Raw genomic sequence first — 21,033 nt, 5'->3', positions numbered from 1 at the left:
TCTTTTTTAGGAGTAACTATGAAAAAATTAGAAATTGATGATTCAAGAGTAGATACTTTATTTAAATCTAAATTTTTAAATGTCTATGATATGCATTATTGTAAAGATTCACATTACTATAATGCATCAAGACGAAGCAAAGATAATTTAGTTTGTTTAAAAAATAATGAACAATTCAAAGCAATGAAACCCGATGCCGTAAGTTGTGTTGTTGTAGTAGAACAACAAGAACCTAAACTGGTTTTATGCAATGAATTTCGTTATCCTACTGGACAATTTTTATTAGGGGTTCCAGCTGGATTGGTTGATGAAGAAGATTTAGATATTATTAGTACAGCACAAAGAGAAATATATGAAGAATGTGGTTTAAGTGTGCAAAGAGAAGATATCTCTATAATTAATCCACTTTTATTTTCATCTCCGGGTATGACAGATGAATCCAATGCGTTGGTATGTGTTAAAATAAAAAATATTTCAAGTTTATCTACTAAAAATATACAAGGAAGTGAATTATTTGATGGGTTCACGTTATTGACACAAAAACAAGCACAAGATATTTTAAAACAAGGAACAGATCAAAATGGTATTTATTATTCCGTTTATACTTGGGCGGCTTTGATGTATTTTGTATCGGGAATGTGGCAATGAAAATAGGATTTTATGTATTGATTTTATTATTGAATATTTTATCGATAAGTTCTTGTTTTAGTTTATTGTGCATAGAACAAGTAAATGCGATTGTTTTGTGTCGTTTATTCTTTTGTGTGTTTATCATTTTAGGTATCTATTTCATTTTAAAATTTTATTTAAAGAAATTATATAAATGTTTAAATGAATATAGTTTTTCAATTGGCGTTCTTTGTCTTTTATTTGGTTGTATAGGATGTATTCAAAGTAATGAGATTTCAAATTACTTCAATATATGTATTGGTATTTTAGTTTTAGTTATCGGTGTTTTATCTCTACAGTGGACGATACAACTTTATTATTTAGAAAATCCATTTTATGGTTCACAGCTTATAATTTCATTGGTTATGATGGTTTGTGCGGTTTGTGTAATCATGGATTTTTCAATCATATATGTAATTGAGGATTTTCCTATCTGGTTGTTACTTATATGCTCAATTTTGAATTTAATATCTTTAATTATTGTTTCGTTGTCATTAAAAAAAGGACAACAATTAGAAGAAAGGGAAGAAAATGATAAAACAGGATCTATTGATTAATCAAGAAGAAAGAGAAGCGTTTGTGGATTTATTAATTGAATTGAATGACCGCTATCAAAAATCAAAGAAAACATTTAAAATTGTTGCGATTATTGGACTAATCGCAGGCGTGTTTTTCTTATTTCATGGTTCGATAATTGTACCTTTGGTTTTTGTTTGTCATTTTTTCTTTTTTATGTATATGTCTCAAACAGGACTCAAGAAAAGAATGACTAAACAACTAAATAAAGAGTTTCCTGAAGATGGAACATTAATTCGCACATATACATTAACAGACGAAGGAATGTCGGTTCGTTCTAAATATGGATTTGATATGTATCCATGGACTTCCATTATGAAAGCAGGAAAATATTATCATTATTATTATTTTTATCGCAGTGATGGCCAAGTTATGTTATTAGATCATCGTTTATTAAGTGAACAAGACGAACAAGGTGTTTTAGATTATATAAAGAAAGTGGAGAAAGATAATGGAACTAAATGAAGATAATTTATATACTGTATTTACTAGTTGTCTTCCAGGACAAGATAGTGAAGAAAAAAATTATGTAGCTGTACAATTAATGACAGCACAAAATGGGTTCACCCAAGTAGATAATCCCATTTATTTGGATAAGAAAAAAGTAATGAAACATAAAGAAGAAATTGATTCTTTCTTTGGTCAGCTTTATAGTGTACATCATAGTAAAGTAAATATTATTGACATCAATGAAATTTGTAAAAAATATGATGGATCGTATTGGGCAAAGCAACCGGCATCAATTTTACAGCTTTGTTACTTAGGAATTGTTACAGGAAATTGTCATCCTTTGTACAATAATACGAAATATCAAACAGTTGTATTACCATTAAAAAGAGAAATTGAAAAAACAACGAGTTAGGAGTTTATATGAAAATAACATTTGCACATTGTAATTTATTAGATGGAAATGAAAATATGGTTATTCAAAAAAATGTGAATGTCATTATCGAAAACGATAAAATCATTGCCATTGATTCGGATAAAGTAGAAGGAACAATTATTAATTGTGCAAATAAATATATTTGTCCAGGACTTATTAATATGCATGTTCATTTGTCAAGTGACGGTTCATTTGATCAAGAAAAAATGGCTAAGCATACGGCATCTTTAGTTAATTCTAATATTTTAGGAAAGCATTTTGGAATTCGACTTTGTCAAAAATATGCCTATACACAATTAATGTCAGGTGTCACAACGATGCGATGTGTAGGTGGTTTATCCGACGTAGATAGCCAAATACGAGATAAAGTAAATCAAGGAAAGACTATTGGACCAAGAATGATTGTTGCCAATCGTGCCATTACTATGAAAGATGGTTATATGAATCATCAAGGTGCCTATGAAGTGAGTGATTTAGAAGAGAGTAAAGATGCTTTGAATCGTTTACTAAAAACAAAACCAGATTTCATTAAAATAATGGTAACAGGCTCATTGACGCAAAATAAAATAAACGATGTCATGATGCCAGAAGAAATCATTCGTTATGTCACAGCAACCGCTCATCATCACCATATACAAGTAGCTGCTCATGCTCAAAATGAAGAAGGAGTGCGTCGTGCTTTAGAAAATGGTGTTGATATAATTGAATATGGATCTCATATGGATGAGCGGTTACAGTCTCTTTATTTACGAAAAGGAGCTAAAATCATATCCGTTTTATCAGGAGTCATTCCATATGCGAAGTTTGATAATACCGTAACCGCTGTATCAAATGAAGTAAAAGAAAACGCTAAAAATGTATTAGATGGTGTTATTGATAATGTGAAACAAGCTATTCAACATGAGATTCCAGTAGGAATTGGAAATGATGCAGGAAGACCATTTGTACGACATTCTGATTTTTATAGGGAATTAATTTATTTCAAAAATTATATGAAGGTATCCAATCAATATACTCTTTATTGTGCTACAAAAAGAAATGCACAACTATTAAATATTGATTCAATAACAGGTACTGTGGAAGTTGGAAAAAAAGCTGATTTTCTTATCTTAGATGAAAATCCAATTAAAGATTTAAAGGCGTTATCCAAAATTAATACAGTTGTATTTGAAGGAAGAGTGTTTTCTCATCCATCAATTAAAAAGAATCGAATAAATGAAAGTATTTGGGATATGTATGGCTAGAGAAGCAATTTAAGCTTCTCTTTTTTTTAATGAAAATTATTTTCTTAAAACATAGTGACAAATGAAAGCGTTTACAGCATATTAAAATTAGAGATAATGAAAGGAGGTTAATATAATGAAAAGGAAAAATCAGATCACAAAGTTATTATCTTTATTCACAAGTTTTATGATGATCATTAGTATGTTCACTACCAATGCTTATGCACATGGTCAAGGGCAGGAGGATTGGAACGGACCAGGATCATCGACTACTGTAGATCACATTGACATCGAAATTAATGCAACTGCTGTATTGGTATTAAATGATAAAACATATACGCAAGATGTTACATTAAACACTAATGATTTTGCAAATGTTCAAATTAGTTCAAATCCTAATGTTAGCTTTAATACGACAAGACTTTCAACAAGTACAGATAATCAAGGAAAGTCACAAGTACGTATTGAAGGTACGTTCCCAGTTGGAACGAAAAATAGTCCTGTTCAATACACAGTTTCAATTCGCCCTAATGTAACGTTTGTAGATGCTGGTTCAATTACAGTTCCTGTTACGTTATCTGCTTCATTTAACTATTGGGATACTGGGAATGCATGTCCAGGACTTGATAACTCACGTGGATCATGGCAAAGTGGTTCTATAATTCATGGTTCCGGTATGGATTTCACTTTCGCAGCTGGTCAATCGAATCGAGGATTGATTACAATTCAAAAAAAGTTAGTGGCGTTGATTTAACATCCGATAAGATATATTCATTTGGATTGTACACAGGAAACACTTTATATCAAAAAGTTGATGTAACAGTAGGTGCTAATGAAGTTGGTTTAGGTTATGCATATGTTCCTTATGGTACATATACAATTGCAGAAGTAACAGACACTGCTACTATTAATGGTGCTTCTCCAACGGTTACAATAAATACTCCAAGTGTAACTGTTAGTAGTGCCAGTCCTACGGAAAATTTTAATGTTGTCAACACATATAACATGAAAACGAGTGTCAAAGTATCTAAAGTATGGAATGATGGTAATGATCAAGATGGACTTCGTCCGAAATCTGTTACCATTAACTTATGGAAGAACAACAAGGAAACAAATCAGACATTGACATTAAGTGCAGATAATAATTGGGAAGCAACTTTTAAAGACTTAGATAGCTATGAAAATGGCCAACAAATTGCATATACTGTTAAAGAAGTTTCTGTAGATGGTTATACACCTGAAATTTCTGGTACGCAAGCAAATGGTTATGTCATTACTAACACACATACACCAGAAACAATTACAGTATCAGGAACAAAAACTTGGGATGATAATAATGACCAAGATGGTATTCGTCCAAGTTCAGTTACCATTAACTTATTGCAGAATGGTAAGACAATTGATTCGAAAGAAGTAAATGCAGATAATAATTGGACATATTCATTTGATAATTTATCTAAGTATGAAAATGGGCAATTGATTACTTATTCGATTACTGAAAATCCAGTTGCAAATTATTCAACTTCATACAACGGATATAATGTAACGAATAGTTATACTCCTGGTAAGAGATCAATTTCTATCAGTAAATCATGGGATGATGGTAACAATCAAGATGGAATTCGTCCAGAGTCTATCACTGTACAATTATTAGCTAATGGAAAAGAATTTGATGAGAAGACAATTACAGCAAATGACAATTGGACAACAACATTTACAGATTTACCAGTAAAACAAGCTGGAAAAGAAATTGAATATACAGTTAAAGAAGTATCTGTTAAAGGTTATACAACAAAGATTACTGGTGATGTTACAAATGGATTTGTGATTACGAATACACATACACCAGAAGTTGTTAGTGTAGAAGGAACTAAGACTTGGGATGATAATAACAATCAAGATGGACTTCGTCCAAAATCTATTACCGTAAGATTATATGCTGATGGTGTAGAAGTTGATTCTAAAGAAGTATCAAGTGATACAAAATGGACTTATTCATTCACTGGTTTAGCTAAGAAACAAAATGGTAAAGAAATTAAATACACTGTTTTTGAAGATACAGTTAAAGGATATACGGCAACATATAATGGATACAACATCACTAATAAACATAGTGCTGAACAGACATCTGTTTCTGTTCAAAAAATCTGGAATGATGGCAATAATCAAGACGGATTAAGAACCAATGCAGTCGTTGTTAAGTTATTAGCTGATAATCAAGACACAGGTAAAACTGTTACTTTAAGTGATGCGAACAGCTGGCAAGCCGTATTTGATAACCTTGACAAATATGTATCTGGTAGATTGGTTCAATATACAGTTAGTGAAGATGAAGTTAAAGGATATACTTCTGAAATTACCGGAGATGTATATACAGGTTATGTAATCACAAATACTCATAAACCTGAAACAACATCAGTAAGTGGAACTAAAACTTGGTCTGACAATGATAATCAAGATGGTATGAGACCTGAATCGATTACTGTTAATTTATTGAAGAATGGACAAACAATTGATTCTAAAGTTGTTACTGAAAAAGATAATTGGACATATTCATTTGATAATTTAGCTAAATATGATAATGGAAAAGAAATTACATATTCAATTACTGAAAATGCTGTTGAAGGATATAGTACAAGTGTAAATAAATATGATTTGGTAAATACGCATACTCCAGGTAAGACAAGTGTCACAGTTACAAAATCTTGGTTAGATGCTAATGATCAAGATGGACTTCGTCCAGAATCTGTAAGTGTTAAGTTAATCGCAAATGATAAAGAAACAAGTAAAACATTAGTTCTTTCTGATGAAAATAATTGGACAGGATCATTTGAAAACTTAGATGAATACTACAATGGTGAAAAGATTGCTTATTCAGTAGAAGAAATTAATGTTTCTTCTGATTATGAAGCAAAAATTTCCGGTGATATGACAAATGGATTTGTGATTACCAATACTCATTCACCAGAAACAATTTCTGTATCTGGAACTAAAACTTGGTCTGACAACAATAACCAAGATGGCATGAGACCAAAGACTATTACGGTTAATTTATTTGCGAATGGTGAAAAAGTTGATTCAATCGAAGTAAGTGAAAAAAATAATTGGACATATTCATTTGATGATTTAGCTAAATATGATAATGGAAATGAAATTACATATACTGTAACTGAATCAAGTGTTGAAGGATATAGTGTAGAATACGATGGAAACAACATTATTAATACGCATACTCCAAAACAAACAAGTGTAACTGTAATTAAGAACTGGAATGACAAAGATAATATCGATAAAAAACGAGTATCGTATGTTGAAGTTCAATTATATGGAAATGGAACACTCGTTGACACTGTTATTTTAAATAAAGGAAATGATTGGCGTGGTGTTTTCGAAAATGTAGATCTATATAATAATGGAAAAGAAGTTGTTTACACAGTTAAAGAATTGACGAAAGTTGATGGATATACAACGACTGTGACTGGAAATGTAGAAGAAGGTTTCGTTGTAACAAATAGTTATGTACCTGAAACTAAGAAAAAAGAAACAACAAATACAGGTGTACACAACAATCCAAGTGGTTACATTTATACTTTACTTGTAAGTTTGGTAGATATTGTTTCCTTATTATTAAGAAAAAGACATTATAGTTAACCAATAGAGAGAGGATGATAAGTCCTCTCTTTTATAATGGTATATGTTCATGAAATTGAGACAATTGTATTCTTTTGTTTGACAAAATTTATTTTTTCTTTATAATCGAATCTATACAAAATGCGATGAAAAGAATAGTAAAACAAGGATGTTTTAAAGAGACTTCTTGGTAGGTGGAAAAGAAGAAATTAATTGTTTGAACACATCTTGGAGCAGTATAGATGAACTAAGTAGTTTATAACGTAATCCCGCGTTAGTGGTTTGAGGTGCATTGCACGAAATAAGGTGGTACCACGTGAGTTAGCTTTCGTCCTTTGGATGAGAGCTTTTTTGTTTATTTAGCAGGAGGATTTTATGGAAAAAGTACAATTACCAGAAGGAATGAGAGATTTAGTGTTAGATGAATGCCGCAATAAAAGATGGCTTCAAAATAAAATTGAAACTATTTTTGATTCATATGGATATCAAGAAATTATGAGCCCTACCATTGAATACTATGCGACATACGCAAATGCATATGAAAATATAGTTGAAGAAGATAAATATAAATTCTTTGATCAAAATGGACGAATTCTGATGCTTAGAAGCGATATGACCGTACCTATCGCAAGAGTATGTTCAACTAAATTTAAAGACACCAAACCACCATATCGCTTCCGTTATACCTCTAATGTTTATAAAGTACGCCAAAAATTTAGAGGTAAACAAAGTGAAGTAACGGATTGCGGAATTGAATGCATTGGACTTGATCATAGTAATTTAGAAGTTCTACTATGCGCAATCGATGTTTTAGAAAGCTTGAATTGTCCATATACATTAGAAATTGGTAACGTAAATTTCTTTAAAAAGGCAAGCTCTTATTTTAATTTAAGTTCTGAAAAATTATCAGATCTAATCAATCGTAAAAGTATGGTAGAACTAAAAGAATTTTTAATTCAAAATAATGTATCCCAAAAAGCATATGAATTCTTTATGAAACTACCTTTTTTATCAGGTGATGCCTCTGTTCTTGATGAAGCATTAGAATTAAGTTTTAACGATGAAATCGAAGCCGTTGTTTTATCTTTAAAACACTTACATCAAATGTTAGAAAAAATGGGTGTAAGCCAACATATTAGCTACGATTTAGGGAAAGTACCTCATTATAAATACTACACTGGAATTATATTTGAAGGATATGTTTCAGGTATTGGAACGTCGATATTAAATGGAGGAAGATACGATTCTTTATTAGATAAATTCGGCTATGATTTACCAGCTTGTGGGTTTAGTGTAAAACTAGATTCTTTAATTGATGTGATACATCTAGAACCACAAAAAAAGATGGTTGTTTACTTTCCGATATCAAAACAAGTCGAAGCCTATATGAAAGCCAAAGAACTTCGCAAAGAATATCAATGCGTAGAATGCAGAATATATGATGAAAATATAATTACTGTAAAGGAGGAAATGCGATGAGTATATCAATTGCCTTAACAAAAGGACGACTCGAAAAACAAACCGTTTCGATGTTAGAACAATGTGGATATGGAGTTGAAGCATTGAAAAATAAAGGAAGAGCACTTGTATTTCCAGACTCTGTTTATGATATTTCTTATTTTTTAGTAAAATCAAATGACTGTATAACATATGTGGAACATGGAGTGGCGGATATTGGTGTAGTTGGTAAAGACACATTAATAGAAGGTGGACAAGACTATTATGAATTACTGGATTTAGAAATTGGAAAGTGTAAATTTATTGTTGCTTCACTTCCTGAAAATGAAATATTTAATAAAGTGGGACACATTAAAATTGGTACAAAATATCCAACGGTGGCAAAAAACTATTTTCTATCAAAAGGAATGGACGTAGAAATTATTAAAATTGATGGTTCTGTTGAATTGGCTCCTATATTAGGATTATGCGATGGAATTGTTGACATCATGGAAACCGGGACGACATTAAAAGAAAATGGATTAGTTGTTTTAGATACGGTTTGTGACATTAGTGCTCGGGTGATTGTTAATAAAGCGAGCTATAAACTAAAAAGAAAAGAAATCATGAAAGTAATTACGGACTTAGAAAGAATGGTGAAAGAAAATGCTTCAAATAATTGATAAAAATAATACTAAAGAATTAACGCAATATTTAAATTCACGAAACCAGGAAATAAGTAGTGATGTTTTAGTGGCAACATCTAAAATAATTGAAGATGTAAGAACCAATAAAGATGAAGCGTGTAAACGATATACGAAACAATTTGATGGCATCGATATTGATTCATTTAAAGTCTCACAAGAAGAAATTGAAAAAGCTATTTTAAAATGTGATCCATTCTTTTGTGAAAGCATGAATAAAGCAAAAGAAAATATCATCTATTTTCACCAAGCCCAAAAACAAAATAGTTACCTTCTTCAAAAAGAAAAAGGAATTTATTTAGGTCAACGTGTTTTACCACTTGATTCCGTAGGAATCTATGTTCCAGGAGGAAGAGCACAATACCCATCAAGTGTATTAATGAATGCCTTACCTGCAAAAGTAGCGGGTGTAGAAAGAATTGTGATGGTTACACCACCTTCTAAAGATGGAAGCATTCATCCAAACATTGCTTTTGCGGCTTCTATTGCTGGGGTAACGGATATCTATAAAATAGGAGGAGCCCAAGCTATTGCAGCTTTAGCGTATGGAACAGAAACTATTCCAAGTGTAGATAAAATTGTTGGACCTGGAAATATCTTTGTGGCCGCTGCAAAAAAACTTGTTTTTGGAAAAGTAGACATTGATATGATTGCAGGACCAAGTGAAATATTGGTAATTGCCGATGAAAAAGCAAATCCATCTTATATTGCCGCAGATTTATTGTCACAAGCTGAACACGATCCTATGGCTAGTTCCATATTACTAACAATTTCATCTTCTGTATTAGAACAAGTAAACGAACAATTGCGTATTCAAAGTGCCGTTTTACCTAAAAAAGAAATCGTTGAACAATCGCTAAAAAATTATGGAAAAGCGATTCTTTGTGACTCTATTGATGAATGTATAAAAATCAGCAATGCCATAGCGCCTGAGCATTTAGAATTAATGATAGAAGAGCCAATGCCTTATTTAGGAAAAGTAAAAAATGCCGGATCGGTGTTTATGGGATATAACACATGTGAAAGTATTGGAGATTATTTTGGAGGAACGAATCATGTTTTACCTACAAGTGGCACGGCACGTTTCTCTAGTGCATTAGGCGTTGATAGCTTTATTAAAAAATCAAGTTATTTATATTATTCCCAAGAAGCAATCCAAGACTATGGAAAATATATTGTTGCGATGGCTCAAGAGGAACAGCTACAAGCTCATGCGAATGCTGCGAAAGTGAGAATGAAAGATGAAGAAAATTGAAAGTTATCAAACGAATACAAGCAAAGGAATTTTATTGAATGCCAATGAAGTAAGTGACAATCTTTCCCAACAAATAAAAGAAGAAATAAAAAAAGGAATAGATTCCATTGCGTTTAATCGATATCCTGATACAGATTGTGTTGAATTAAGAAAAAAATATGGACAATATATAAATATATCCTATGAACAAATCCTATGTGGAAATGGTTCCGATCAAATGCTTGATTTAATTATGAGCTACTATTTAGGACCCGATAAAACAATGTTGACCCTTTCACCTGATTTTGGAATGTATGACTATTATGCATCTAGATATGGTGCAAATATTCTTAAATTCAAATGTGAAAAAGATGGTTCCTTTGATATTGATGAATTTATCGATTATGCGAAAAAACAAAAAGTGGATTTAGTGATTTTTTCAAATCCCAATAATCCTACTGGACACTATTTAGATAACTCGCAAATTCTTAAAATAGTTGAGGCACTACAAGATATTCCTTTTATAGATGATGAAGCTTATATTGAATTTGCTTGTGAGAGTATGATTCAATACGTGAACCAATACAATAATTTTTATGTGACACGAACACTATCCAAGGTTTTTGGATTAGCTGCGATTCGTACAGGTTTTTTGATTGGGTCAAAACAAAATATTGAAATACTCTCTAAAATAAAAGTACCTTATGCCTTAAATTCTATTTCACAAATGATTGCTGTTGTTGCTTTAAATCATATAGATGAAGTAATGGAACGCATTGAACCAATTAAAGAAAGAAGAAATCAATTAATGAATGCAGAATATAAAGACATTATTGTATATCCTTCCAGTGCTAACTTTGTGATGGTTACATGCTCTAATATTTCTTATTTAAAACAATTATTTGAAAATAGAAAAGTAATTATTCGTACATATGTTGATTGTGATTATGTACGCATCACAATTGGAAATGAAGAAGAACTACAAATTATACTAGATGTATTTGATCAATATGAAAGGGACACGATATGAGAAACGCTAATTTAATAAGAAATACAAAAGAAACTCAAATTGAAATGGCATTAAATATAGATGGAACAGGAAGCAATGAAATTGAAACAGGAATTGGTTTTTTTGATCATATGTTGACACTATTTTCTTTTCACTCTAAATTCGATTTAAAATTAAAAGCAAATGGTGATTTAAATGTATGTGATCACCATACTATTGAAGACGTAGGAATACTTCTTGGAAAAGCGTTTAAACAAGCATTAGGAGATAAAAGAGGAATCGCACGCTATGGTTTTTTCTCTTTACCAATGGATGAATCTTTAGCTCAAGTATCGATGGATATTTCAGGACGTCCTTATTTGGTTTTTAATGCCACATTTACGCGTGAGACTATTGGAAATTATTCATGCGAAATGACAGAAGAATTCTTTCGAGCTTTTTGTGTGAATGCTGGAGTTACTTTACATATTAATGTATATGGAAAAAACGATCACCATCAAATTGAAGCCATCTTTAAGTCCTTTGGACGAGCATGTAGACAAGCTGTACAAATTGAATCCGATGAAATTCCAAGTTCAAAAGGAGTTTTAGAATGATTGGAATAATCGATTATGGCATGGGGAATCTATACAGTGTGTACAATGCTTTAAATCATATCCAAGCACCTTGTATAATCACAAATTCAAAAGAAGAACTTGAGAAATGTGAAAAATGGATTTTACCAGGAGTCGGGGCTTTACCTGATTGTATATCTAACTTAAAAGAACTTGGATTATTTGACTATATTAAAGAAAAAGTACAAATGGGTAAACCATTATTAGGAATTTGTTTAGGAATGCAAGCTTTATTTGAATATAGTATGGAAAATAAATATTGTGAAGGATTTGGATTTATTAAAGGTCATATAGAATTAATGAAAGATGACTCTGTTCGTATTCCACATATCGGATGGAATTTATTAGAAAAGAATCAAGACAATGCTCTTTTTGATTATTTAGAATGTGAACCCTATGTTTATTATGTTCACTCATATTTTGCACAAGACTACAATGAAGACGATTTATTAGGTTATTCAATGTATGGCAATTTAAAAATATGTGGTTTAGTACAACATGAAAATGTATTAGGAGCTCAATTTCATCCTGAGAAAAGCGCTGAAAATGGATTGAAAATATTAAAATATTTTGTGGAGGAATTTGTATGATTATTATTCCAGCAATCGATATAATTGAACAAAAACCAGTTCGCTTATATCAAGGAGACTATAATAAAAAAGAAGTCGTAGGAAGCGATGTATTATCAATTGCCATGTCTTTCCAAAATCAAGGAGCTCAATACGTTCATTGCGTTGACTTAGATGGAGCAAAATCAGGAAAAAAAGAAAATGCGAAATTGATTTGTGAAGTAGCTCAATCTTTATCCATTCCAGTTGAAGTGGGTGGAGGAATTCGTACGATGGAAGACATTTCCTTTTATCTTGATAATGGTGTATCTCGTGTTATTTTAGGTACGGCTGCCATTCAAGACGAAGAACTCTTAAAACAAGCACTAGCGAAATATGGAACGAAAATTGCGGTAGGAATTGATTGTAAAGATGGCATTGTTGTTGTGAATGGCTGGTTAGAAAGCAGTGAGATGTATTATGTTGATTTTGCAAAAAAAATGGATGAATTAGGTGTTCAGACAATAATATTTACGGATATTTCTAAAGATGGTACATTGATGGGACCTAACTTTGAAATGTTGAAAACACTTAAAAGCAATGTGAAATGTGATATTGTTGCCTCAGGTGGTATTAAAGATATGACTCATATTAAAAGTTTGAATGAATTAGGTTTATATGGAGCGATTACGGGAAAAGCCATGTACACGAATTCTTTAAATTTAGAAGAAGCAATTTTATATTGCCAGGAGAACTAAAAATGCATACAAAAAGAATTATTCCTTGTTTAGATGTTAAAGATGGCAAAGTTGTAAAAGGAATTAATTTTGTGGGATTAAAAGAAGTAGGAAATCCTGTTGAGCTTGCCAAAGAATATTATTTGCAGCAAGCAGATGAATTAGTTTTTTTGGATATAACGGCAACACATGAAAATCGCGATACAATGGTTGAAGTTGTATCTAAGGTTGCTAAAGAAATTTTTATTCCTTTTACTGTGGGTGGTGGAATTCGAAACATTGAAGATATTCACAAAATGCTTTTAGCAGGAGCTGATAAAGTATCCTTAAATAGTGCAGCTGTTCAAAATCCTGAATTAATTTCCTTAGGTGCTAAACGATTTGGTAGTCAATGTATTGTCTTAGCTATTGATGCAAGAAAACGAAGCAATGGCGGATGGAATGTCTTTGTTCGTGGTGGAAGAGAAGATACGGGAATGGATTTGTTGTCTTGGGTGAAAAAAGGCGTTGAATTAGGAGCTGGAGAAATTTTATTAACTTCTATGGATGCAGATGGTACCAAAAAAGGATTTGATATTGAAATGTTAAGAGCAGTTCATGATATTTGTAATGTACCTATCATTGCATCTGGGGGATGTGGTTCTCTTGAGCACTTTGCAGAGGTCTTTGAAAATGATTGTGCGGAAGCTTGTTTAGCAGCTTCTTTATTTCACTATAATCAAGTAACAATCCCACAAGTAAAACAATATTTATCGAAGAAAGGAATTCCAGTTCGCTATGAAGATTGATTTTGAAAAAAATAATGGTCTTGTACCTGTTATTGTACAAGACGTTCAGACTAATGAAGTTTTAATGCTTGCTTATATGAACGAACAAGCATGGAACATGTCTTTAGAAACGAAAGTCGCAACATATTGGTCACGTTCTCGTCAAGAGATATGGATAAAAGGAAAAACAAGTGGTCATTATCAATATATAAAAGAAATTTATATTGATTGTGATGAAGACACGATTTTACTTAAAGTAGAACAAATTGGGGCAGCGTGTCATACTGGTAACCGTTCTTGTTTTTATCGTAAGGTTGAATTATAATATACTTCAAAGGAGGATTTGATATGAATTGTTCAGATCCAATTGGAGTGTTTGATTCTGGTTTAGGCGGAATTAGTGTTCTACATACTTTAAAACAAATACTTCCTGATGAAAATTATATTTTTTTCGGGGATTCTAAATATAATCCATATGGAATTAAAACAAAAGAAGAAATCACAGCTCGTTGTATTGAAATCTGTGATTTTTTCATGATAAAAAAAGTAAAAGCGATTGTGATTGCTTGTAATACAGCAACTAGTGCATGCGTTAATTTATTAAGAGAAAAATATGATGTACCTATCATTGGTATGGAACCTGCTTTAAAAGTTGCTTGCGAAAAAGGAAAACATCAAAAAATTGTTGTATGGGCAACAAACTTTACCTTAAAAGAAAAGAAATTCGTCGATTTAATGTCGCATTTTGAAAATGATCACGAAATAGAAAAAATTCCTTGTCCTAAGCTTGTTCGTTTAGTTGAAGATGATCAGCTAGAAAATAAACACTTAATTGAATCGACGCTACAATCTTATATTCCAAATCATTCTTTTGATAGTATTGTCTTAGGATGTACTCATTTTGTGTTTTTTAAATCGTATTTGCAGAACCTATTAAAAGATGTGTCAATCATTGATGGAAACGAAGGTACAGCTCGTCATGTAAAAGAAATATTGATGACAAATGATTTATTAAATAAAAATGGAGGAACTATTGAATTTCATAATTCATTAGATAGTGAAATTTCTTTATCGAAAAAATTATATTCCTTTTTAGATACTTATGAGAGAACATAAATATGTGTTTTCTCTTTTTATTTTATTGACATTTTTTTTTATTGGACTACTATTCTTAAGGAAGGTGAGAGTATGGAATATAGTATATTAAGAGATTTAGCGATTATCGTTGTTATGGCTAAAACTTGTGGTATTATCGCCCGTAAATTTAAAATTCCCCAAGTATGTGGTGAAATTATTGCGGGATTATTGATTGGACCTAGCGTATTAGGATGGGTTCAACCAACTGATTTCTTAGCTCAAATGGCTGAAATTGGTGTTATTTTATTGATGTTTTCAGCAGGTTTGGAAAGTGATCTTCACGATTTGATGAAAACAGGACCAAAGGCTTTTGCGATTGCTTGCGGTGGAGTATTTGTTCCATTGGTTTTAGGAGCTTTAATGTCTTTTTGTTTTAATGGATTTGCACCGATTGGATCATTAGAGTTTTTTCAAAATGTTTTTATTGGATGTATTATGACGGCAACAAGCGTCAGTATTACGGTACAAACATTGAAAGAAATGGGTAAGTTGAGTACTCAAACAGGTACAACAATTGTATCTGCAGCTATTATTGATGATGTTATTGGTATCATTGTTTTAACAGTATTAATTGGATTTAAAGATACAAGTGTAAAACCCGCATCGGTTATTATTAACACAATTTTATTCTTTATTCTAAGTTTGGTATTAGGTGTAATCATCTATCGTTTCTTTAAAAAATTAGATAAAGATAATCCTCATACCCGTCGAATTCCTATTTATGGATTAGCGCTATGTTTGATTATGGCCTATGTTGCCGAAACTGTGTTTGGTATTGCCGATATTACTGGAGCATTCATGGCTGGTCTTATTTTATGTAACATTGATGATAGTAGTTATATTGATCGTAAAATGGAAGTATCAAATTATATGTTTTTTGGACCTGTATTTTTTGCCAGCATAGGATTAAAAACACAAATTGATCACATTTCTATGCAAATTATAGTCTTCTCAATCGCATTTATTATTGTTGCATTGTTGGCAAAAATTATTGGATGCGGTTTAATTGCTAAAATTTGTGGATTTGATAATAAAGATTCTATTCGTATTGGTGTAGGAATGATGACGCGTGGCGAAGTTGCTTTGATTGTCGCTCAAAAAGGATTGTCTGTTGGTTTAATGGATTCCGTTTTATTTACATCTGTTATTTTGTTGATTATTGTATCAAGTGTCACAACACCAATTTTATTAAAACTTCTATATAAAGAAGATCCTACATTAAAAAATGCATAAAATGCTTGTATTTGTGTAAATATAAGACTAAACTAATTAAAAATAAAAATAATTGTTTTACTTGAGGCGCATCGATTAAGAGTACGCAAGTCGGAAAGGATGAGATGCCGAAGTCTAGAAATAGGCTGGGGGTATATAGAATATATATATCACTGTCATTGAAAATCAATGGAGAGCTTGTAAAACAGGTAACCAACCATTATCTGTTTTGATAATGGTATTTTTTTTTTAGGAGGAGAGAGCATGAAAGAAAAGAAAAAGTGGCAAATGCCACATGCGTATGTCATCATTTTCACAATGACAGTTTTAACAGCTGTTTTGGCTAATGTTGTACCTGCAGGAGAATTTGATCGCATTATTGATGCATCTGGAAATGAAGTTGTCGTAGCGAATAGCTTTCATTATGTTGACAAAGTAGGTTGTTCAATTTTCGATATGTTTAAATCCATTCAACTTGGATTTGTGAACGCTGGACAAATTATATTTTTTATTGTTTTTGCGTATTTCTTTGTTTATATTTTGATGAAAAATGGAACATTTGAAGCAGTAGTGGGATGGATTTTACGTAAAATAGGAAACCGTATTGAATTAATTATTCCTGTTTGTATGATTTTATTTGGAATTTTAGGATCTACGATGGGAATGTTTGAAGAAACATATGGATTGATTCCTGTTTTCATTTCTATCGCATGTATACTAGGATATGATGCGATTGTAGGAGGAAGTATTATCTATTTGGGTGTTGCGATAGGATTTGCAGCGGCTACTATTAATCCTTTTACTATTGGAATTGCTCAACAAGTTGCAGGTGTTCCTTTGTTCAGTGGAATTGGATATCGAATTTTTTGTTTTGTTGTGTTTATGAGTATTGCTATTATTTACGTATGGCGATACGCCCACAAAATCCAAAAAAATCCTGAAAAATCATTACTATATGGAATTAAAACGGAAATGCCTGAAGTAGCTAGTAAAGATGAATTAGTTAATATTAAATTCACAACAACACATAAAATTTCTTGTTTGTTATTTGTGTTCACAATTGTAATGCTTTTAGTAGGAACAATTAAAATGAGATGGTATATTGATGAAATCGCAACTTTATTTATTATTATGGCCTTAGTGATGGGTGCAATTTCTCATTTTAGTCCAAGTCAGATAGCAGAATATTTTATTGAAGCAAGTAAAGAAATGATGTATGGTGCTTTATTAGTAGGAATTAGTTACAGCATTCCTGTTATTATGGAAAATGCCAAAATTATTGATACGATTGTATGGGCAATCGCTTCTGTTCTTCAAAACTTTTCTGGAATGGCAAGTGCAATTGGTATGTTGTTTGCACAAAACATTATTAATTTCTTTATACCAAGTGGGGGTGGACAAGCACTTGTTACAGTTCCTATTTTAGCTCCAGTTGGAGACATGGTAGGTGTTTCAAAACAAATTACGGTGTTAGCTTATCAATTTGGAGATGGATTCTCTAATATTTTCTGGCCAACAAGTGTTTTTATGATGTGTGGTATTATGAGACTTCCAATTGACAAGTGGTATAAGTTTGTAACTCCATTATTCGGATTATTGTTTATTGCTGAAATTGTACTATTATGTGGTTCTTTTATGATTGGGTACTAGGTGAATATAATGAATATTTATGATATTGAAGAAACCTTAAAAAAAGAAATCGAAAATATTTCGGAATATATTTTTAATCATCCTGAATTAGGAAACGAAGAATTTCAATCGAGTCAGTATTTAGTGGATGTTTTGAAATCGCATGGATTTGATGTTGAATATCCATATTGTGATATACTTACTTCATTTCGAGCAGAATTTAAAAAAGGAGAAGGAAGAAAGGTTGCCTTTTTAGCTGAATACGACGCACTTCCAGGATATGGACCAAATAAAGATGAAGTAGCTCATGCATGTGGACACAATTGGATTGCAGCTAGTTGTTTAGGAGCCGCTATTACTTTATCTAAGCTTGAAAATATTTCGGGTACTATTGTAGTGATTGGAACACCTGCTGAAGAAACAACAGGTGGCAAATGTGAATTGGTAATGAAACATGCTTTTGATGATATTGATGCTGCTATACAAATGCATTTAGGTGCAGAAAACAATATCAATGTAGTCACTTTAGCTATGGATTCTATTGAATTTACGTTTAAAGGAAAAGCTAGTCATGCAGCGGCTTATCCGGAACTAGGAGTGAATGCTTTAGATGCTGTTCAATTAACGTTTGCTGGAATTAATGCATTAAGACAACATATGAAAGCCGATGCAAGAGTAGCTGGAATTATCACCGATGGGGGAATGGCATGTAACATTGTACCGGATCATGCTAGTTGTCAATTTTATATTCGTGCAGCTCAAAGAGAATATGTTCAAATATTAACAGAAAAAATTATCAACTGTGCTAAAGGCGCTTGTTTAATGACAGGTTGTGAAATGGATTATCGCTTTTTTGAAAACAGTTTTGATGATTTAGTATACAACGAAGAACTTCGTACTGATTTGAAAAAATCGTTAAATGAATTAGGAATTTGTTCTTTCGTTGAAGATGATTCACAAGCTAGTGGAAGCAGTGATATTGGAAATGTTTCTCATGTTTGTCCTACTGTTTATTGTGAACTAGATACACAGGCAAACCCAAAAGTATATGCTCATAATGAAGATTTCTTAGAATATGTTCATGGAACAAATGCTGAAGAAACACTACACATTGCTTGTAAAGCAATGGCAACCACGGCTTTACATGTATTAGAGGGAATGAAATTATAAAGAATACCGTCAACCATGTAGTTGACGGTATTTTTTTGGAGTAACACCATATTTTTCTTTAAAACGCTTAAAGAAATAACTATGACTTTCATAGCCTACAGCTAAAATGATTTCATCAATGGCTAGATTACTGTTTAATAATAATTCTTCAGCTTGATAGAACCGACGAGATTGTAGAAGTTCTTTGAAAGTTCGTCCTGTTTTAGTTTTGATCAGTTTGCTTAAGTTATAATCATTTTGATGAAGCAGAGAAGATATTTCATGTAAATTCGCATTTTTATATGAAATATTAATATATTCTAATGTGTTTTCAATAAGTAAATCTTCGAAGTTTTGAGAACTTCCTTCTTTTATGCACTCAATATTACGAATTAAATATAAAAAGATAAGACTGAGTGTAATTTGGTTTTCTTTTGTATTTCCTTGTTGATCAAAAAATGATTGAACTAAGTTTTCAATTAGATTTTGAATTTGGGAAATATTCAAAGTATTGAAAATTAAATATGAATTTTCCTTGTTGCGAAGTAAGTCAATAAGAAATAGGGCAATGAAGTTATCGTATCCAATCATTTCATAAACAATATTAAAAAAAGGAGGATGAATGACGATGCTTACCGCAATATCATCTTTGGTGCATTTTGTAATGGCATGAGATGAATTATGACTTAAAAGTAGTAAATCTCCTTTTTTTAAAACAATTTCTTTATTTTCAATTTTATGTGTAATTATCCCTTGTACAACATACATTAATTCTATGCCATCGTTTGTATGAAAAGGATAATCGATAAAACGAGGTAATATTTTTATATTAATGCTGTTGTCATTAAACAATACCTCATTTTCATCTATTTCAGAGTTAACAATATTTGTTTTACGATTTTGAAGAATAAATTGTTCTTCGTTTGATATTTGTTCTAATTTAGATAATAAGTTTTTATTCATATAAATGTTTAATCAAAAATAAAAAGTGATTATCACAATCACTCTTCATCAATTGGTTCTTCTATTTGAACGGGATTTTCTTTTTCGCGAATGAAGTCTTCATAAGTTGTGACACAACCATTATCTTGAGGATCTTCATGGCCATCAATTTCGGTGATTAAATTAGACAAAATATCTGTTTGTGTTAATTTTTCGCCCACCTTATTCATTTTAAATAAAGTAACAGGTCTATCGATGATCATTAACATTGTTTCTAGTGTTGCGAATTGGGCAACGTGTGTTTTTTTGGTAAAGTATTCCAATTCTTCTAAGATTTGAATACAAAAGTTTTTAACTTGTTCTAATTCAACATTGTCTTTAAAGATGACAAATACCTCTTGATCATTAGAAACAGTAGTAGGACATGACATTGTGAATTGATGACAAATGGCTTTCATCGCTTCTTTACGAATTTGGTCCATGTATTCGCAATAATAAGGTTCTTGTTCTAATTCTTTTGTGTTTTCAATTTTAAAATAAACAGTTGGATAAATACCACAGTGTTTATAAAAACGAGAATTAATTTCTTTTACGTATAAAACTGGGTATAAAGTATTTTTTGACATAATTAAAGTCTCCTTGAGAAATCATTATAATACAAAATATTTTTTTTTAATAATAAAACGCATAAAAAAAAGCTCTGGCGAGCTTAATTTTAAAAAATGGTGCCCCAGGCCGGACTCGAACCGGCATGGTATCGCTACCGGTGGATTTTGAGTCCACTGCGTCTACCAATTTCACCACCAGGGCATTGCTTGATTATTATATACAATATTTATATACTTTTCAAGAAAAACTTAAAATAATTTGTTGAATGAAGTATAATACATTAGAAAATTAATACACCAATGTTGATAAAAAACACCAATCGAA

Annotated in this window: 22 protein-coding genes, 1 tRNA gene, 1 riboswitch and 1 other annotated feature; of the genes, 20 read left to right on the top strand and 3 right to left on the bottom strand. The window is 31.5% G+C overall.

The genetic code is table 11. The annotated features are described in order from the left end of the window. Nucleotides 1-18: 18 nt before the first annotated feature. The 20 genes from ACI313_RS02440 to ACI313_RS02345 all read left to right on the top strand — a co-directional run bounded on the left by ACI313_RS02440 (nucleotide 19) and on the right by ACI313_RS02345 (nucleotide 19,179). Nucleotides 19-648: an NUDIX hydrolase gene (locus ACI313_RS02440; protein ID WP_320104467.1), complete on the top strand. Its 630-nt coding sequence runs from the start codon at nucleotides 19-21 to the stop codon at nucleotides 646-648. Next, entirely contained in the window at nucleotides 645-1,226 is a 582-nt protein-coding gene (locus tag ACI313_RS02435) for a hypothetical protein (protein ID WP_439755197.1), read from the top strand. The genes ACI313_RS02440 and ACI313_RS02435 overlap by 4 nt, the downstream gene beginning before the upstream one ends. Beyond that, nucleotides 1,201-1,710, top strand: a complete 510-nt coding sequence (locus ACI313_RS02430; RefSeq protein ID WP_320608939.1) for a hypothetical protein — start codon at nucleotides 1,201-1,203, stop codon at nucleotides 1,708-1,710. The genes ACI313_RS02435 and ACI313_RS02430 overlap by 26 nt, the downstream gene beginning before the upstream one ends. After that, complete coding sequence (locus ACI313_RS02425; protein ID WP_439755196.1) at nucleotides 1,697-2,107, top strand: hypothetical protein; 411 nt, start codon at nucleotides 1,697-1,699, stop codon at nucleotides 2,105-2,107. The genes ACI313_RS02430 and ACI313_RS02425 overlap by 14 nt, the downstream gene beginning before the upstream one ends. Before the next feature lie 8 nt (nucleotides 2,108-2,115). Further along, nucleotides 2,116-3,372 (top strand): amidohydrolase family protein, encoded by a 1,257-nt coding sequence (locus ACI313_RS02420; protein ID WP_439755195.1) that lies wholly within the window; start codon nucleotides 2,116-2,118, stop codon nucleotides 3,370-3,372. A gap of 115 nt (nucleotides 3,373-3,487) precedes the next feature. After that, nucleotides 3,488-4,105 (top strand): hypothetical protein, encoded by a 618-nt coding sequence (locus ACI313_RS02415; protein ID WP_320608936.1) that lies wholly within the window; start codon nucleotides 3,488-3,490, stop codon nucleotides 4,103-4,105. Continuing rightward, nucleotides 3,994-7,002, top strand: a complete 3,009-nt coding sequence (locus tag ACI313_RS02410; RefSeq protein WP_439755194.1) for a Cna B-type domain-containing protein — start codon at nucleotides 3,994-3,996, stop codon at nucleotides 7,000-7,002. Before ACI313_RS02415 ends, ACI313_RS02410 begins: the two co-directional genes overlap by 112 nt. A 116-nt stretch (nucleotides 7,003-7,118) precedes the next feature. Beyond that, nucleotides 7,119-7,320: a binding site (T-box leader), on the top strand. A gap of 36 nt (nucleotides 7,321-7,356) precedes the next feature. Beyond that, nucleotides 7,357-8,460 carry an ATP phosphoribosyltransferase regulatory subunit gene (hisZ, locus tag ACI313_RS02405; protein ID WP_320607556.1) on the top strand — a complete coding sequence of 368 codons (1,104 nt, stop codon included), beginning with the start codon at nucleotides 7,357-7,359 and terminating at the stop codon, nucleotides 8,458-8,460. Next, entirely contained in the window at nucleotides 8,457-9,101 is a 645-nt protein-coding gene (hisG, locus tag ACI313_RS02400) for an ATP phosphoribosyltransferase (RefSeq protein ID WP_439755193.1), read from the top strand. The genes hisZ and hisG overlap by 4 nt, the downstream gene beginning before the upstream one ends. Continuing rightward, nucleotides 9,085-10,377 (top strand): histidinol dehydrogenase, encoded by a 1,293-nt coding sequence (hisD, locus tag ACI313_RS02395; protein ID WP_439755192.1) that lies wholly within the window; start codon nucleotides 9,085-9,087, stop codon nucleotides 10,375-10,377. The genes hisG and hisD overlap by 17 nt, the downstream gene beginning before the upstream one ends. Beyond that, the gene (gene hisC / locus ACI313_RS02390; protein ID WP_320607553.1) at nucleotides 10,364-11,386 is read left to right on the top strand and encodes a histidinol-phosphate transaminase; all 1,023 of its coding nucleotides are present in this window, start codon (nucleotides 10,364-10,366) and stop codon (nucleotides 11,384-11,386) included. Before hisD ends, hisC begins: the two co-directional genes overlap by 14 nt. Then, the gene (hisB, locus tag ACI313_RS02385; RefSeq protein WP_439755191.1) at nucleotides 11,383-11,961 is read left to right on the top strand and encodes an imidazoleglycerol-phosphate dehydratase HisB; all 579 of its coding nucleotides are present in this window, start codon (nucleotides 11,383-11,385) and stop codon (nucleotides 11,959-11,961) included. The genes hisC and hisB overlap by 4 nt, the downstream gene beginning before the upstream one ends. Beyond that, nucleotides 11,958-12,569 carry an imidazole glycerol phosphate synthase subunit HisH gene (hisH, locus tag ACI313_RS02380; protein WP_320607551.1) on the top strand — a complete coding sequence of 204 codons (612 nt, stop codon included), beginning with the start codon at nucleotides 11,958-11,960 and terminating at the stop codon, nucleotides 12,567-12,569. The genes hisB and hisH overlap by 4 nt, the downstream gene beginning before the upstream one ends. After that, a complete protein-coding gene (gene hisA / locus ACI313_RS02375; protein WP_439755190.1) occupies nucleotides 12,566-13,285 on the top strand; it encodes a 1-(5-phosphoribosyl)-5-[(5-phosphoribosylamino)methylideneamino]imidazole-4-carboxamide isomerase in 720 nt (239 codons plus the stop codon). Before hisH ends, hisA begins: the two co-directional genes overlap by 4 nt. A gap of 2 nt (nucleotides 13,286-13,287) precedes the next feature. Continuing rightward, nucleotides 13,288-14,052: an imidazole glycerol phosphate synthase subunit HisF gene (gene hisF, locus ACI313_RS02370; protein ID WP_439755189.1), complete on the top strand. Its 765-nt coding sequence runs from the start codon at nucleotides 13,288-13,290 to the stop codon at nucleotides 14,050-14,052. Further along, entirely contained in the window at nucleotides 14,042-14,356 is a 315-nt protein-coding gene (gene hisI, locus ACI313_RS02365; protein ID WP_320607548.1) for a phosphoribosyl-AMP cyclohydrolase, read from the top strand. Before hisF ends, hisI begins: the two co-directional genes overlap by 11 nt. A gap of 23 nt (nucleotides 14,357-14,379) precedes the next feature. Continuing rightward, on the top strand, nucleotides 14,380-15,147 hold the full coding sequence (gene murI / locus ACI313_RS02360) for a glutamate racemase (RefSeq protein ID WP_320607547.1): 768 nt from the start codon (nucleotides 14,380-14,382) through the stop codon (nucleotides 15,145-15,147). Nucleotides 15,148-15,219: 72 nt separating this feature from the next. Next, nucleotides 15,220-16,401: a cation:proton antiporter gene (locus ACI313_RS02355; protein ID WP_320607546.1), complete on the top strand. Its 1,182-nt coding sequence runs from the start codon at nucleotides 15,220-15,222 to the stop codon at nucleotides 16,399-16,401. 53 nt (nucleotides 16,402-16,454) lie between these two features. Further along, nucleotides 16,455-16,588: riboswitch (Lysine riboswitch) on the top strand. Between the two features lie 56 nt (nucleotides 16,589-16,644). Next, nucleotides 16,645-18,030 carry a YfcC family protein gene (locus ACI313_RS02350; protein WP_320607545.1) on the top strand — a complete coding sequence of 462 codons (1,386 nt, stop codon included), beginning with the start codon at nucleotides 16,645-16,647 and terminating at the stop codon, nucleotides 18,028-18,030. A 9-nt stretch (nucleotides 18,031-18,039) separates the two neighbouring features. Next, nucleotides 18,040-19,179, top strand: a complete 1,140-nt coding sequence (locus tag ACI313_RS02345; protein ID WP_439755188.1) for a M20 family metallopeptidase — start codon at nucleotides 18,040-18,042, stop codon at nucleotides 19,177-19,179. 9 nt (nucleotides 19,180-19,188) lie between these two features. Here the strand turns inward: ACI313_RS02345 and ACI313_RS02340 are convergent, their stop codons facing one another. From ACI313_RS02340 to ACI313_RS02330, 3 genes are all read right to left on the bottom strand, one after another. Continuing rightward, on the bottom strand, nucleotides 19,189-20,121 hold the full coding sequence (locus ACI313_RS02340; RefSeq protein WP_439755187.1) for an AraC family transcriptional regulator: 933 nt from the start codon (nucleotides 20,119-20,121) through the stop codon (nucleotides 19,189-19,191). Between the two features lie 38 nt (nucleotides 20,122-20,159). After that, a complete protein-coding gene (locus ACI313_RS02335; protein ID WP_439755186.1) occupies nucleotides 20,160-20,726 on the bottom strand; it encodes a hypothetical protein in 567 nt (188 codons plus the stop codon). 97 nt (nucleotides 20,727-20,823) lie between these two features. After that, nucleotides 20,824-20,910, bottom strand: a tRNA-Leu gene (locus ACI313_RS02330). Between the last annotated feature and the right edge of the window lie 123 nt (nucleotides 20,911-21,033).

Origin of the sequence: Floccifex sp. (assembly GCF_051873495.1) — a bacterium.
GTDB lineage: Bacteria > Bacillota_I > Bacilli_A > Erysipelotrichales > Erysipelotrichaceae > Floccifex.
The sequence above is the reverse complement of the archived record's forward strand: the minus strand, read 5'-3'. Positions and strand labels throughout refer to the sequence as shown.